Genomic DNA, 15,327 nt, shown 5'->3' on the forward strand with positions numbered 1-15,327 from the left:
CTTTCTCATATAAAAGAAATTTCTGGACTAACTTCTATTGGAAAAGAGAAACTTTTAGAAATGTATGATATAATAAAAGAATTGAAAGATTTATGAAAGAATTTTCGAAAAATTTTAAAAAATTCTGAAATATTCTTGACAGGTGATGAAAAAGGTGGTAAGATAGGAAACATCAAAAAAGAAAGCAGAAAAAGAAATGAATAAGAGACAAGCTGTAACGATGAATCAAAACTTTTACTTTAGCTACTTTAGATAGTGTTTGTAGACATGTCACCATGGATGCAAACAGTTCAAGCAATTTGTTTGTATCTATGTGGCTAAGATTTTTGATTGTGGTCCATATAGATGAATATCTAAATGGACTAGCTAAGTTGTAACTTGTTAGCTTATTTCAAGCATCCGTTTAGATATTATCTAGGCGGTTTTTTGTTTTATCTTTTCTGAGAAGGAGTTTCATTATGAAAGTTGTTCGAAAATTACTAGCCCCTCTCTTGGTAGTGGGGATTCTCTTGACCTCTCTGATTAGTTTGCATCAGTTGAAGGCAGATAAGAAAAAAGATGTGTTTCGTATCGGTATTTCGCAATTTATTACCCACCAGTCCTTAGACGCTACTAGAGAAGGGTTTGTGGATGAGCTTGCCAAGCAAGGCTATGCTGAAGGGAAAAATATCGAGATTGATTTGCAAAATGCACAGGGAGAACAACGAAACCTAAAAACGATTTCCCAGCAACTAGCAGAATCTAGTGATGTCGTTCTAGCTATCGCAACGCCTTCTGCTCAGAGCTTGGCTAATACAACACAAACGACACCGGTTATCTTTTCAGCTGTAACAGACCCTGTCAGTGCCAAGTTGGTAGAGTCAAGAGAGCATCCTGGGGGCAATGTAACTGGAACAAGTGATCAGTCATCAGATGCTATCTCAACCCAAATCAATTTGATAAAGAAAGTGTTGCCAAAAGCTAAAACAATTGGAATCCTCTATACTCAGAGCGAGCCAAACTCAGTTGTCCAAAAGGATGAAGCTAAGCGACTTCTGGAAGAAAAAGGCTTTACCGTTGTTGAAAAAACAATCTTGGACAGTAACAATGTCAAAGCGGCAGCAGAGAGTTTGATGGCAGAAGTGGATATGGTTTTTGTACCAACGGACAATATCATTTCGTCAACCATGGAAACAGTTAAGCAGGTTTCTATTAAACACAAGGTTCCAGTATTCGGTGGCTCAACGGAAATGATTGCGGTTGGTGGTTTGTATAACTACGGTACCAATTATGAAGAATTGGGACGGCAGACAGCCCGCATGTTGATTCGTGTCTTAAAAGGTGAGAAACCAGAAAATATAGCAGTTGAGTTGCCTGAAAAACTGGAATTGCATACCAATCAAGAAATGGCAGATGCACTAGGAATTGATATTAGTAAGTTGGAAAGCAAGGAATAGGGAGGTTTAAGATGAGTTTTGTATTATCTAGTTTATCAGAAGGTTTGTTGTGGTCGATTATGGCCATTGGAGTTTACTTGACTTTCCGTATTTTGGATATTGCGGATATGACTGCTGAAGGAGCCTTTCCTTTGGGGGCAGCTGTCGTTGTATCGCAGATACAGGCAGGGACAAATCCTTGGATTGCGACCTTACTTGCTTTGCTGGCAGGTATGGTAGCTGGTCTTGTATCAGGAATGCTCCACACCAAGATGAAAATCCCAGCTCTCTTGACAGGGATTGTGACCTTGACAGGGCTTTATTCAATCAATATTAAAATCATGGGCAGTGTGCCCAACCTTTCCTTGGGAGATTCTTCAACTGTCTTTAAACAATTGGCGAGCTTGGGGCTGACAAATGAAGAAGCTGTTTTCTCATTCAGTTTGGCCTGTCTCCTACTTGTTTGTTTGGTCTTGACTCTTTTGATGAAAACGGAGATTGGATTGGTCTTGCGTTCGACTGGGGACAATATTCCGATGAGTGAGGCTAATGGGGTCAATGTAGACACCATGAAGATTGTTGGTTACATGATTTCAAATGGTTTGATTGCCCTGTGTGGTTCCTTGTTCGCTCAAAATGATGGATTTTCAGACGTAACCTCTGGGACAGGAACCATCGTTGTTGGTTTGAGTGCAGTTATTATTGCAGAAGTTTTGATACACGACTTGACCATTGGAGGTCGCTTGTTATCTATCGGAATCGGTGCCATTGTTTACCGTTTGATTATTTTAAATATCTATGAAATTCCAAATCTAGATCAAAACCTGGTACGTCTCTTTAATGCAATCTTGCTAGCCTTAGTGTTATTTGCACCAGAACTGCAAAAGAGATTAAAGATTCGTGGTTTGAAACTGAGAAATGAATAGGAGGAGAAAGTTATGGCAAGTTTGTTAACACTTGAAAATATTCACAAAACCTTTGAAGCAGGGACGGTCAATGAGAACCATGTCCTCAAAGGATTAGACTTAGAGGTTGAAGAGGGAGATTTTATCTCTGTGATTGGTGGAAATGGAGCAGGGAAATCCACTTTGATGAATATCTTGGCTGGCAATCTATCGGTGGATGAAGGGGACCTTTTATTGGCAGGCAAATCCATTAAAAATCTTAGTGTAAGAAAGAGAGCCAAGGATATTGCCCGTGTTTTTCAAGATCCTAAGATGGGAACAGCTTCTCGTTTGACGATTGAGGAGAATATGGCTATTGCCTTGAGACGTGGGCAGAAGAGAGGGCTTGGTTGGGGCGTGAAGGAGAAGGAGAGAATCCAGTTCCAAGAGGCCTTGAAAGAGTTGAATATTGGCCTTGAAAATCGCTTGAAAGTGGATACCCAATACCTTTCAGGAGGACAAAGACAGGCCTTGACCCTAGTCATGGCAGCTCTGGTGAAACCTAAACTTTTGCTTTTGGATGAACACACTGCGGCGCTTGATCCGAAAACGAGTCAAATGGTGATGGACTTGACGCAAAAGATTGTGGAACACCATCAGTTGACGACTTTGATGATTACCCACGATATGAACCATGCGATTGAGTACGGCAATCGTATCATTATGCTCTATCAGGGTAAGATAGTGGTGGATGTCAAGGGAGAGGAGAAAAAGCATCTGACGGTTGAAAATCTCATGCATCTCTTCCAGAAAAATAGTGGTCAAAGTCTGGTCAGTGATGAATTGGTTTTGGGATAAAGAAAAACACCACACTTTGTAAGGAAACAAGGTGCGGTTGTATTTTATCTCTTAGACCAGGTTCTCTTCATAAAGAGAAGTAAGATAGGATAAATCTCCAAGCGCCCTGCAATCATTGCAAAGGAGAGGAGAATTTTTGAGATAGGACTAAAGATTGAGAAACTAGAAGTGGTTCCTAGAACAGGCCCGATATTATTGAAACAGCTAAAGACAGCGCTGGTCACAACTAGGAAATCATTGCTATCTAGGCTGACAATAAAGATAAGTGCTAGCAAAATCATAGAATAGATGACAAAGTACTTGAGAATTTTATGCTGGGTATCTTTGTCAATCACCGTTTTATTAACATGGAGGGTCAAAACACGGTGGGGTGATAGGATTGATAAAATCTGGTTTTTAGCAATTTTTGAAAGGATAAGGCCTCGAATAACCTTGAGTCCACCTGCGGTTGAACCAGCAGAACCACCGATTCCCATGAGGAAGAGGAGGATAAACTGGGAGAAGAGGGGCCAGTTGGTAATATCTCCGTAACCAAAACCAGTCGTCGTAATGATATTGGAAACCTGGAAGAAGGCCATTTCAAAGCTCTTTGAAAATCCCGGGTAGAGGTAGAGAGTATTGAGGCTGATCAATCCTGTAGAAACCAGCACGATGACCAAGTAAGCCCGAAGTTCTTCGTCACCAAAGAAGGCTTTGACGCGACGGAGCATGAGGTAGTAGTAGAGGTTGAAATTTACCCCAAAAACCAAAACTCCGATACTAACTAGATAGGTAATCAGTGAGCTACCATAGTGGGCGATTCCATCGTTATAGACTGTAAAACCTCCTGTACCTGCTGTTCCCATGGCAATGACAAAACTATCAAATAGGGGCATGCCAGCCAGATAATAGATGATGACAAAGAGGGAAAAGAGAGCTAGATAAAGGAGATAGAGAATCTGGGCAGTGTTTTTTAGTTTGGATACTACTTTACCAAAAACAGGGCCAGGAACCTCAGCCTTCATTACTTCTAGGTGGCTATTCTTGGCATTATCCATAATAGCAAGCGCAAAAACAAGCACCCCCATCCCTCCAATCAAGTGGGTAAAACTTCGCCAGAAGAGGAGGGAGCGACTGAGAACTGAAACGTCGTTCAGAATAGTTGCTCCGGTAGTTGTAAAGCCAGAACTAATCTCAAAAAAGGCATCGATAACGCTGGGAATCTGCCCAGCAAAGACAAAGGGGAGACCGCCAAAGAAAGACCAAAGGATCCAACAGAGGGCAACAATCAAGATTCCCTCCTTGGCATAAATCCGTTGATTTTTTGGTTTTTCCAAACTCCCTGAACCGCCCAGCAATACGAGAATCCCTATGGTCGAAAAGAGGGCTGTAAAGACTTGGCTCGATTCACGGTAATAGATAGCAACAGCCACAGGAACCAAAAGAAGAACAGCTTCAATCAAAAGCAACTTTGAAAGGAGGTAGCGAATCATACTTTTATTCATCTCTTACCTCGCAATCAAGTCATAAATCTTGGTGATATTCGGCAACAAGGTCGTTACTAGAAGTTTGTCTCCGACTTCAAGCATATCTTCCCCAGTAGGGAAAATAGTTTTGCCTTTTCGGATGATAGCTGCAATAAGAACCCCTTTTTTCAGTTTCAGTTGAGAAAGAGGTTTGGCAGTCATTTTATTGGCTTCCTTGATATGGAATTGCAGGGTTTCGATTTGGCCATTAGCTAGATGGTGCATGGCCTGAAGGTCTGAATACTGGGCATTAACCCGACCACGAATAAAGTGCATAATCGTATCTACAGCAATGCTTTTAGGTGTGATGATACTTGAAAAATCAGGCGCATTGATAATCTCGAGGAGACTGGTACGATTGACCTTGGTGATATTTTTTTGTACACCTACCCTGTCAAGGAACATAGAGGTAATCAGATTTTCCTCATCAACCCCTGTCAGTGTTGCAACGGCATCATAGTTTTGAGCACTTTCTTCCAGCAGGATATCTTTTGCGGTACCATCTCCTTGAACGATGTAGAGATTTGGGAATTTCTCGCTAAAGAAGCTGGCGATTTCGGGATTGATTTCGATGACTTTAGTATCGATACGACTATCTTTGAGAATGCCTAGTAGATAATAGGCAATTCTACCTGCACCAACGATGAGAAGGCTCTTCACGGCACGTGATTTGAAATAATTATGGAAGAGCATCATATCAACACGGTTACCAGTGACAAAGATTCTATCTTTATCCTGTATCGTCATGTCACCACTTGGGATGATAATTTGATGATTCCTCTCTATAGCGCAGACAATAACATTGCCAAATTTTTTACGAAAATCAGAAATGGGCATTTGGCAAAGACCGCTGGAAGATTTAACAGTGAATTCCATCAAACTGACCCGTCCCCCAAAGAAACGTTCGACAGAGAGAGCATTTGGGAAGTCAATGATATTGGCAATAGCGCGGGCAGCCAAGAGTTCAGGATTAACGATAAGAGAAAAACCGAGAATATTTTTTTCTTTGAAATAAGAGTTAGAATATTCAGGGTTCCGTACCCGAACGATGGTTTCTTTAGCTCCCATTTTTTTGGCTAGAACGGCTGCAATCATGTTCACTTCATCGTACTCAGTCAGGGCGATAAAGATATCACAATCCTGGACACTAGCTTGCTCAAGGATTGTGAAATCGGCACCGTTACCGAGGATACCCATGATATCAAAGCGATTAACAATATGATTGAGAACAGCTTCGTCTTGCTCAATCAGCAAAACATCATGCTTTTCTGCAACCAAGGAGCGACAGAGGGCAAAACCGACTTTTCCTCCTCCGACAAGGATAATTTTCATATTAAAACCTACTTTTTCATGATGTAACTATCATACCCTTTTTCAAGAAAAAATGCACCTACTAGCTAATAACAAGAGCTTTTAATGGAATTTTGTTATAAGGTAAAACTATACCCTAACCAATTGAAATAGCTATTAGCGACTTTCTCTGAAATGTGGTAAGATAAAGGGTACACAAGGAGACAAAATGAATAATAATTTACTGGTATTACAATCAGACTTTGGTCTGGTAGATGGTGCGGTATCGGCTATGATTGGAGTGGCTTTAGAAGAGTCTCCAACCTTAAAAATCCATCACTTGACGCACGATATCACGCCTTATAATATTTTTGAGGGGAGCTATCGTCTCTTTCAGACGGTGGATTACTGGCCTGAGGGAACGACTTTTGTATCGGTTGTCGATCCAGGTGTCGGTTCGAAACGTAAGAGTGTGGTTGCCAAGACTGCAAAAAATCAATACATTGTCACGCCAGATAATGGGACGCTTTCCTTTATCAAGAAACACGTTGGAATTGTGGCTATTCGTGAGATTTCTGAAGTAGCTAATAGACGTCAAAATACAGAGCATTCTTATACTTTCCACGGTCGGGATGTCTACGCCTATACTGGAGCTAAACTAGCCAGTGGTCACATTACTTTTGAGGAAGTAGGGCCTGAGCTCAGCGTGGATCAGATTGTAGAACTTCCAGTCGTTGAGACCATCATTGAATATCATCTGGTCAAGGGAGCTATTGATATTCTGGATGTACGTTTTGGTTCGCTTTGGACCTCTATCACGCGAGAAGAATTTTACAAACTGGAACCAGCATTTGGTGACCGTTTTGAAGTGACTATCTATCATGCAGATATGCTGGTCTATCAAAATCAGGTTGTCTATGGCAAATCATTTGCAGATGTGAGAATTGGGCAACCAATCCTTTACATCAACTCTCTCTATCGTTTAGGTCTGGCTATCAACCAAGGTTCTTTTGCCAAGGCTTATAATGTGGGTGTCGGTTCATCTTGGACCATCGAAATAAAGAAAATAGAATCATAAAATAGGAGAATATAGATGAAAAATCAATCAATTAAACAAGTTGTTGCTATCGGTGTTGGAGCTGCGCTCTTTGTTGTTATCGGGATGATCAGCATTCCGACACCTGTTCCAAATACAAGCATCCAGCTTCAGTATGCGGTACAGAGCCTCTTGTCAATCATTTTTGGCCCTCTAGTTGGTCTACTTGTTGGTTTAATCGGTCATGCGGTGAAGGACTCTCTTGCTGGCTACGGTCTTTGGTGGACTTGGATTATTGCTAGCGGTCTCTTTGGTCTAGCTGTCGGACTCTTTAGAAAATACATTCGAGTAACACAGGGTGTTTTTGAGTTGAAGGATATTGTCTTCTTTAACCTCATTCAGATTATTGCAAATGCTCTTGTTTGGGGTGTCTTGGCACCACTTGGAGATGTTGTGATTTATCAAGAAGCTGCAGAAAAAGTATTTGCCCAAGGGATTGTTGCAGGTATTGCAAACGCGGTGACTATAGCTATCGCAGGAACCCTTCTCTTGCTAGCTTATTCACGTACGCAGACTCGTTCAGGAAGTTTGAAAAAGGATTAATATAAGGGAAAAGGCTGGGCAACCGGTCTTTTTCACTATTTATAGGCTAGTCAGGTAAGCAATCTAGGCTAGGAATCTTGTGGGAGCTAAGTTTTTAAGAGAAGAGTCTGCAAGAAGGGTTTAATTTATGATAAAATAGAAGTCTAAGAAGCGAATGAAGAGAGTAAGATGAAAGAAGCTATAATTGAGTGGAAGGATTTCTCTTTCCGGTATGAAACACAACAAGAACCGACCTTGCAAGGAGTGGACTTAACCATTTACAAGGGAGAGAAAGTCTTAATTGTTGGGCCATCTGGGTCAGGTAAGTCTACCTTGGGTCAGTGTTTGAATGGGATTATTCCCAATATTTACAAGGGTCAGACGTCTGGAGAATTTTTGATCAAGGGGCAAGCGGCCTTTGATATGAGTATCTATGATAAGTCTCATCTGGTCAGCACGGTTTTGCAGGATACAGATGGGCAGTTTATCGGTTTATCCGTGGCAGAGGATTTGGCTTTTGCTCTAGAAAATGATGTAACAAGTTTAGAAGAGATGAAAAGCCGTGTTCATAAATGGTCTGAAAAGCTGGACCTTCTTTCTTTACTGTCTCAGCGTCCTCAGGATTTGTCAGGTGGACAAAAGCAGCGAGTCAGTCTGGCTGGTGTCTTGATTGATGAGAGTCCGATTCTTTTGTTTGATGAGCCACTCGCCAATCTGGATCCCAAGTCAGGTCAGGATATTATCGAATTGATTGATCAGATTCATAAGGAGGAGGGGACGACGACACTTATTATCGAGCACCGTTTGGAGGACGTTCTGCATCGTCCTGTGGATCGGATTGTCTTGATAAACGATGGTCGTATCCTCTTTAATGGGAGCCCTGACCAGCTACTGGCGACTGATCTATTGACCCAAAATGGAATTCGAGAACCCCTTTATCTAACCACTCTCCGTCAATTGGGTGTGGATTTAAAGAAGGAAGAACAATTAGCAAATCTGGATAACTTGTCTATCTCAAAAGGCCAGATTCAGTTACAGACGGAATTGGCAAAAGAAACCCAAGAATTGCAGTCACTCTTTAGACTAGAGGATGTGTCCTTTTCTTATGATGATAGACCAATTTTAAAATCTATTCATCTGGATATTAAAAAGGGCGAAAAGATTGCCATTGTCGGAAAAAATGGAGCAGGGAAATCGACTCTAGCCAAGGCCTTAAGTAGCTTTATTCAGACTGAAGGCCGCTATCTTTGGGAAGGACAGAATATCAAAGGAGATTCTGTTGCAGAGCGGGCAGAACGAGTAGGCTATGTGCTGCAAAATCCCAATCAAATGATTTCAACCAATATGATTTTTGATGAGGTGGCTCTAGGGCTTCGTTTGCGAGGTGTGGACGAGCAGGAAATTGAAACGAGAGTCTATGAAACCTTGAAAATCTGTGGATTGTATGAATTCCGTAATTGGCCCATTTCTGCCCTGTCATTTGGTCAGAAAAAGCGTGTCACGATTGCATCGATTTTGGTCTTAGGAGCTGAAATTATCCTCCTAGATGAACCGACTGCAGGTCAAGACCAGAAGAACTATACTGAGATTATGGAATTTCTCGAAGAACTGCATCAAAAAGGGCATACGATTGTCATGATTACGCATGATATGCAATTGATGCTGGATTATTCAGACCGAGCCCTCGTCATGGTGGACGGGGAATTGATTGCCGATACGGATCCAGCTAGTCTGTTGAGTAATCCCGAGTTGTTAGTAAAAGCCAATCTAAAAGAGACCTCTATCTTCAACTTGGCTAAGAAGCTCGACGTGGATCCACTTGCTTTAACGGCATTTTACAAAGAAAGGAGAGAAGGATGCAAGCTAAATTAATTGGTTACCAGCATAGAGATACTGTGATTCATCGCTTGTCAGGAGCTGGGAAACTTCTCTTTTTCATCCTCGTGTCCTTGGCGGCCATGATTAGCTATGATACCAAACTGCTTGTTCTGATTGCCATCTTTTCGGTTTTTCTCCTCTATTTGTCAGAAATCCGCTTTAAAGATGTTTCCTTTGTAGCAGTTTTTGCGACGGTATTTGCCGTTTTAAACGTTTTGATGGTCTATCTCTTTTCTCCCGAGTATGGGGTTGGACTTTACGGAGAGAGAAGTGTGATTTGGCAGGGAATCGGTGCCTACACTCTGACCAGTCAAGAACTCTTTTATTTGCTAAATTTGGCTATTAAGTACCTTTGCACTATTCCTCTGGCTATTATCTTTTTGATGACAACCCACCCTAGTCAGTTTGCTTCCAGTTTAAATCAAATTGGTGTGCCCTATAAGATTGCCTATTCTGTTAGCCTGACCTTACGCTATATTCCAGATTTGCAGGAAGAATTCTTTACTATCAAGATGTCTCAGGAGGCGCGTGGGATGGAATTATCCAAGAAAGCTTCTCTTATGCAACGAATCAAAGGCAATCTGCGCATTATTACTCCCTTGATTTTTAGCTCGTTAGAACGCATTGATACCATTGCGACCGCCATGGAGCTTCGACGCTTTGGGAAAGAGAAAAAACGCACTTGGTATAGTTACCAGGCCTTGAAAAAAGGAGATTATATTACCTTGCTCTTGGCTGCCTTGTTTTTAGTAGCTAGTTTACTACTTATCTTGCAGAATCAGGGACGATTTTACAACCCTTGGAAATAGCTTGAAAAAATTGAAAAAATCAAGTCGTTTCTATTGACAATGATTCTGAAAGTGTTATACTAAGAAAGTAGTTTCGCTGATTTACTTCAAACCTGTTGTGAGGTAAGTTAACGATGCCTTAACCACGCTGTTTGCTGAGCTTGACTCCGGGCAGTGTGGCTATTTTTTTGCAATGGTGAAAGGAAGCAAGTCATGACAAATCACATTGTATTATTTGAACCTCAAATTCCACAAAATACAGGTAATATCGCGCGTACTTGCGCTGCGACCAATTCTCCCCTCCACATCATCAAGCCTATGGGCTTTCCTATCGATGACCGCAAGATGAAGCGGGCTGGATTGGATTATTGGGATAAGCTAGAGATTTATTTTTACGAGAGTTTGGAAGATTTTATGTCTCAGATGAAGGGTAAACTCTATCTGATTTCGAAATTCGCGGAAAAAGTCTATTCTGAGGTGGATTTATCGACTGATGAGGACCATTATTTCCTCTTTGGGCGTGAAGACAAGGGCTTACCTGAGGATTTTATGCGGGAACATCCTGAGAAAGCTCTCCGTATTCCTATGAATGATGAACACGTCCGTAGCCTCAATGTCTCTAATACAGTATGCATGATTGTTTACGAAGCCCTCCGCCAGCAGAACTTTGCAGGTCTTGAGCTTGTTCATACCTATGAAGTGGATAAATTGAAATAAAAAATGAAAATGAAAATGAAAATGAACAAAATGCTTGCGCTTGCAAGCGTTTTTTGTTATGATAAAAGAGTCTTCAGGGCAGGGTGTAATTCCCGACCGGCGGTAAATTTGACTAGCTATTTTAGCTTTCTTTTCGTTGTCTTGTCTCGATATACTTTAAGTATTATCTTCGACTGCGACGCCTAGATAAATCTAAAATATCTTAGTCAAATAAGTCCGCGAGCGCAAGCTGATGTGGTGAGATTCCACAACCGACAGTATAGTCTGGATGGGAGAAGACGAAAGAATAGCTTTGTCTGTTCTGATAGATTTATAGCTGGATTGTAACCGCTTGCTTGAATTTCCTTAATAGAGTAAGAGGGAAGATTTGGGATATAAAAAGTGAGAATAGATAGAGGAATCCTTTCTAACTTCTTCTGATTTTATAGAAAATTGGAGGAACCTGTTATGACAAACACACGTCGACTTTCGACCATTGCAATTCTATCAGCCATCTCATTTGTGCTGATGTACTTTGACTTTCCGCTTTTACCAGCGGCATCCTTCCTTAAGATCGAATTTAGTATCTTGCCAGTCCTTGTGGGCTTAGTGGTCATGGATTTGCCTGCTGCTCTAGGAGTTCTCTTGCTTCGCTCACTCTTGAAATTACTTCTTAACAGTCAGGGAGTGAATACTTACATTGGTTTGCCAATGAATATCGTAGCTTTGGGAGTTTTTGTCATCGTATTTGCTTTGATTTGGAAAAAGGAACGGACAACCCTTCGTTTCCTACTAGGATCTCTAGCTGGAACTATTGGCTTGACCGTGGCTATGTTGGTTCTCAACTATGTTTATGCTGTTCCTTTGTACGCTAAGTTTGCTAACTTTGATATTGGAAAAATTTTGGGACTTTCCAACTACCTAATGACTATGGTATTACCTTTTAACTTGATTGAGGGTGTAATCTTTTCCGTTTCATTCTGGTTGTTGTATGTTCTCTTGAAACCAACCTTAAAACATTATGAGAGATAAACAAACATTTTTAATGAAGGGCAGTTTTGCCCTTTTACTTTTCGTTATTCTTGGCTACATGGTCAAATTTTACCCTGAAACGCTGGTCGGTTTTGACCAATCGATTCAGACTGCCGTTCGAGGAGACTTGCCAGATTACTTGACTATTCTTTTTAGGGCCATCACACGCTTGATTGATATTCCAGTGATTATCACTTGGGTTGCTATTGTAGCTTTTGTCTTTTATCGTAAGCGATGGAAGATAGAAAGTTTTTTTATGCTAGGGAATTTGACTTTAGCTGGACTTTTAATCGTGATCTTTAAAAATATTTATCAGCGCCCACGACCAGCTATCTTACACTTGGTAGAGGAGAAGGGATTTTCTTTTCCAAGCGGTCATTCTCTGGCTGTAACCTTGATGGTCGGCTCTCTGATTGTTATTCTTAGTCAGCGGATTAAAGATCCGGTCTGGAGAAAAATCGTGCAAATCGTCCTTGGTCTCTACCTAGTCAGTGTGCTGGTATCAAGGGTCTATCTGGGAGTTCACTATCCATCAGATGTCCTTGCCAGTCTCTGTGTGGGCTTGGGAGTCCTGTTTATCGAGTTTCCCTTCTATGACAAGCTCCGATTCCAATGGCGATTTAAAGGCAAGCAGAAGTGAGTATCAAATTCCTTTGAGGAGAAAGAAATGAAAGTCAATATAGCAGATCTTCATCCGACTCAACTATACTTATCAGAAAAGAAGTTGCAAGATATTCAGATGCTTTACCAGTCGGCAGAAACAATCCAAGTCGATCCAATCAGTATTCTTGCCTTTGGAAATTGCTTGTTGATTACAGATGGACATCACAGGGCTTATCAGGCTTTATTGGCAGGTCGGGATACGATTTCTGCTGAGTGGGATAGAGATGGTGGTGATGAACTATATCATCTCTATGCGCAAGCTTGTGAGGAAAGAATGATTTACTCTGTTCTGGATTTAAAAAATCATATCTTAGCTCAAGATGAGTATGAAGCAAAATGGTATAACTGGTGTGATGGTTTTAATCAAGCAGCAACTATTTTGTTGAAAAGGAAAGCAGATGAAACGGATTTTACAAATAGATAATGCACTGCGTCTTGTTCCTTATTATAAGGTCAATCATTGTGAAGAAGCTTTTGCTTGGTATCAGGATGTGAACTTGGTTCACCTCGTAGATGGTGTGAAGAGACCTTACAGTCCAGCGTCCTTGGAAGCTATGTATTCTTATTTGGATCAGCATGGTGAGCTTTTTTGGATTGAAGTCAAGGAGAAGGGAGAATGGTTTCCAATTGGGGATGTTACACTATCTCAGGATAATCTCCCCATTGTGATTGGGAATCCCGCTTACCAACATCGAGGGATTGGGAAAAAGGTTCTAAGTACTTTGATTGAATTGGCTCGAGTAAAAGGATGGAAAGAATTGAAAGTCAAGGAAATCTACACCTACAATCATGCTTCTAGGAGGTGTTTCAAGTCGCTTGGATTTGTGGAAGATGGAGCAACGGAAAAAGGAACGAGTTTTATACTGAAATTAGTCTAATCTAACTTGTTTTTTAACTAAAAATCTGATAAACTAAGTAGTAATTGAATAGAAATCTGCAAGACTAGTAACTCAAGGGAAGTATATCAGGGAGGAGAGCCGTGACTGCAAGCTCTCTATATGAAAGCTGGGTGAATTCACTTGCGCATGGATTTAGAAATGAAGGTCTGACTTGTCAGATGAAAACGGATGGTACCGCGTGTCAACGCTCCGAGTGGAGTTTTTGGCATGTGGTTTTCTTTTTATCTACGAGAGACTGATGGAGGAATTATGTCAACTATTGAAGAACAATTAAAAGCGCTTCGCGAAGAAACGCTGGCTAGCTTGAAGCAGATTACTGCTGAAAACGAAAAAGAGATGCAAGACTTGCGTGTCTCTGTCCTTGGGAAAAAGGGTTCGCTTACGGAGATTCTTAAAGGAATGAAAGATGTTTCTGCTGAGATGCGTCCAATCATTGGGAAACACGTCAATGAAGCGCGCGATGTCTTGACAGCTGCCTTTGAAGAAATAGCTAAGCTCTTGGAAGAAAAGAAAGTCGCGGCTCAGCTGGCTAGCGAGAGTATCGATGTGACGCTTCCAGGTCGTCCTGTTGCGACTGGTCACCGTCACGTTTTGACACAAACCAGTGAAGAAATCGAAGATATTTTCATTGGAATGGGTTACCAAGTCGTGGATGGTTTTGAAGTGGAGCAAGACTACTATAACTTTGAACGTATGAACCTTCCAAAAGACCACCCAGCTCGTGATATGCAGGATACTTTCTATATCACTGAAGAAATCTTGCTCCGTACCCACACGTCTCCAGTGCAGGCGCGTGCTATGGATGCCCATGATTTCTCTAAAGGTCCTTTAAAAATGATCTCACCAGGGCGTGTGTTCCGTCGTGACACAGACGATGCGACCCACAGTCACCAGTTCCACCAAATTGAAGGCTTGGTTGTTGGGAAAAACATCTCTATGGCAGACCTTCAAGGAACGCTTCAGTTGATTGTCCAAAAAATGTTCGGTGAAGAGCGTCAGATCCGTCTGCGTCCATCTTACTTCCCATTCACAGAGCCATCTGTTGAGGTGGATGTTTCTTGCTTCAAGTGTGGTGGAGAAGGCTGTAACGTATGTAAGAAAACAGGTTGGATCGAAATTATGGGTGCCGGTATGGTTCACCCACGTGTCCTTGAAATGAGTGGTATCGATGCGACTGTTTACTCTGGATTTGCCTTTGGTCTTGGACAAGAGCGTGTAGCTATGCTCCGTTACGGAATCAACGATATCCGTGGATTCTACCAAGGAGATGTCCGCTTCTCAGAACAGTTTAAATAATGATTAGAAAAGTAGAAATGGCAGATGTTGAGGTGTTGGCTAAAATTGCCAAACAAACCTTTCGTGAAACATTTGCTCATGATAATACAGAAGAGCAGTTACAGGAATACTTTGAAGAGGCTTATAGTCTGAGAGTTTTGTCAACTGAGTTGGAAAATCCAGAATCCGAAACCTATTTCATTATGCATGAAGAGGAGAGAGCTGGTTTTCTCAAAGTCAACTGGGGAAGTGCTCAAACTGAGAGAGAATTAGAGGACGCTTTTGAAATTCAACGCCTCTATGTGCTACAAAAATTCCAAGGATTTGGATTCGGTAAGCAACTATTTGAATTCGCTCTTGAACTTGCTACAAAAAATAGTTTTTCCTGGGTTTGGTTAGGTGTTTGGGAGCATAATACAAAAGCTCAAGCGTTTTATAATCGATATGGTTTTGAAAAATTTAGCCAACATTATTTTATGGTTGGCCAAAAAGCAGACTCGGTTTGCTTCTCCGCGAACACATACGC

Annotated in this window: 16 protein-coding genes and 1 riboswitch; of the genes, 14 read left to right on the top strand and 2 right to left on the bottom strand. The window is 41.3% G+C overall.

What is annotated here, in order from left to right:
- Positions 1-458: 458 nt before the first annotated feature.
- From QZ565_RS03575 to QZ565_RS03585, 3 genes are read left to right on the top strand one after another with little or no spacing between them, the layout of a single operon-like run.
- Positions 459-1,436, top strand: a complete 978-nt coding sequence (locus tag QZ565_RS03575; RefSeq protein ID WP_024057377.1) for an ABC transporter substrate-binding protein — start codon at positions 459-461, stop codon at positions 1,434-1,436.
- An 11-nt stretch (positions 1,437-1,447) separates the two neighbouring features.
- Entirely contained in the window at positions 1,448-2,341 is an 894-nt protein-coding gene (locus tag QZ565_RS03580) for an ABC transporter permease (protein WP_000011439.1), read from the top strand.
- A gap of 12 nt (positions 2,342-2,353) precedes the next feature.
- Positions 2,354-3,157, top strand: coding sequence for an ATP-binding cassette domain-containing protein (locus tag QZ565_RS03585; RefSeq protein ID WP_024057379.1), 804 nt, complete (start codon positions 2,354-2,356; stop codon positions 3,155-3,157).
- A 44-nt stretch (positions 3,158-3,201) separates the two neighbouring features.
- Here QZ565_RS03585 and QZ565_RS03590 read toward each other — a convergent pair whose 3' ends face one another.
- Positions 3,202-4,641, bottom strand: a complete 1,440-nt coding sequence (locus tag QZ565_RS03590) for a TrkH family potassium uptake protein (protein WP_295525719.1) — start codon at positions 4,639-4,641, stop codon at positions 3,202-3,204.
- A gap of 3 nt (positions 4,642-4,644) precedes the next feature.
- Positions 4,645-5,994, bottom strand: a complete 1,350-nt coding sequence (trkA, locus tag QZ565_RS03595) for a Trk system potassium transporter TrkA (protein WP_295525721.1) — start codon at positions 5,992-5,994, stop codon at positions 4,645-4,647.
- Between the two features lie 187 nt (positions 5,995-6,181).
- Here trkA and QZ565_RS03600 point away from each other — a divergent pair, with 187 nt between their 5' ends.
- From QZ565_RS03600 to QZ565_RS03650, 11 genes are all read left to right on the top strand, one after another.
- On the top strand, positions 6,182-7,030 hold the full coding sequence (locus QZ565_RS03600) for an S-adenosyl-l-methionine hydroxide adenosyltransferase family protein (protein WP_295525723.1): 849 nt from the start codon (positions 6,182-6,184) through the stop codon (positions 7,028-7,030).
- Positions 7,031-7,045: 15 nt separating this feature from the next.
- A complete protein-coding gene (locus QZ565_RS03605) occupies positions 7,046-7,591 on the top strand; it encodes an ECF-type riboflavin transporter substrate-binding protein (protein WP_295525726.1) in 546 nt (181 codons plus the stop codon).
- A gap of 168 nt (positions 7,592-7,759) precedes the next feature.
- Positions 7,760-9,442, top strand: a complete 1,683-nt coding sequence (locus QZ565_RS03610; protein WP_295525729.1) for an ABC transporter ATP-binding protein — start codon at positions 7,760-7,762, stop codon at positions 9,440-9,442.
- Positions 9,427-10,257, top strand: a complete 831-nt coding sequence (locus tag QZ565_RS03615; protein ID WP_295525732.1) for an energy-coupling factor transporter transmembrane component T — start codon at positions 9,427-9,429, stop codon at positions 10,255-10,257. The genes QZ565_RS03610 and QZ565_RS03615 overlap by 16 nt, the downstream gene beginning before the upstream one ends.
- A gap of 192 nt (positions 10,258-10,449) precedes the next feature.
- The gene (locus QZ565_RS03620; protein WP_000181388.1) at positions 10,450-10,953 is read left to right on the top strand and encodes a tRNA (cytidine(34)-2'-O)-methyltransferase; all 504 of its coding nucleotides are present in this window, start codon (positions 10,450-10,452) and stop codon (positions 10,951-10,953) included.
- A gap of 65 nt (positions 10,954-11,018) precedes the next feature.
- Positions 11,019-11,237, top strand: a riboswitch (FMN riboswitch).
- Between the two features lie 163 nt (positions 11,238-11,400).
- A complete protein-coding gene (locus tag QZ565_RS03625) occupies positions 11,401-11,964 on the top strand; it encodes an ECF transporter S component (protein ID WP_000185834.1) in 564 nt (187 codons plus the stop codon).
- Positions 11,954-12,604: a phosphatase PAP2 family protein gene (locus QZ565_RS03630; RefSeq protein WP_295525745.1), complete on the top strand. Its 651-nt coding sequence runs from the start codon at positions 11,954-11,956 to the stop codon at positions 12,602-12,604. The genes QZ565_RS03625 and QZ565_RS03630 overlap by 11 nt, the downstream gene beginning before the upstream one ends.
- A gap of 27 nt (positions 12,605-12,631) precedes the next feature.
- Positions 12,632-13,051 (top strand): chromosome partitioning protein ParB, encoded by a 420-nt coding sequence (locus QZ565_RS03635; RefSeq protein ID WP_084953525.1) that lies wholly within the window; start codon positions 12,632-12,634, stop codon positions 13,049-13,051.
- A gap of 4 nt (positions 13,052-13,055) precedes the next feature.
- Entirely contained in the window at positions 13,056-13,505 is a 450-nt protein-coding gene (locus QZ565_RS03640; RefSeq protein WP_192855242.1) for a GNAT family N-acetyltransferase, read from the top strand.
- A gap of 270 nt (positions 13,506-13,775) precedes the next feature.
- Positions 13,776-14,822: a phenylalanine--tRNA ligase subunit alpha gene (pheS, locus tag QZ565_RS03645; protein ID WP_031236936.1), complete on the top strand. Its 1,047-nt coding sequence runs from the start codon at positions 13,776-13,778 to the stop codon at positions 14,820-14,822.
- The coding region (locus tag QZ565_RS03650) for an N-acetyltransferase (RefSeq protein ID WP_295525754.1) at positions 14,822-15,327 on the top strand (506 nt) is incomplete at its 3' end. The genes pheS and QZ565_RS03650, both read left to right, overlap by 1 nt.

It is taken from the genome of uncultured Streptococcus sp. (genome assembly GCF_915066115.1).
In the GTDB taxonomy this organism is placed as follows: Bacteria; Bacillota; Bacilli; order Lactobacillales; family Streptococcaceae; genus Streptococcus.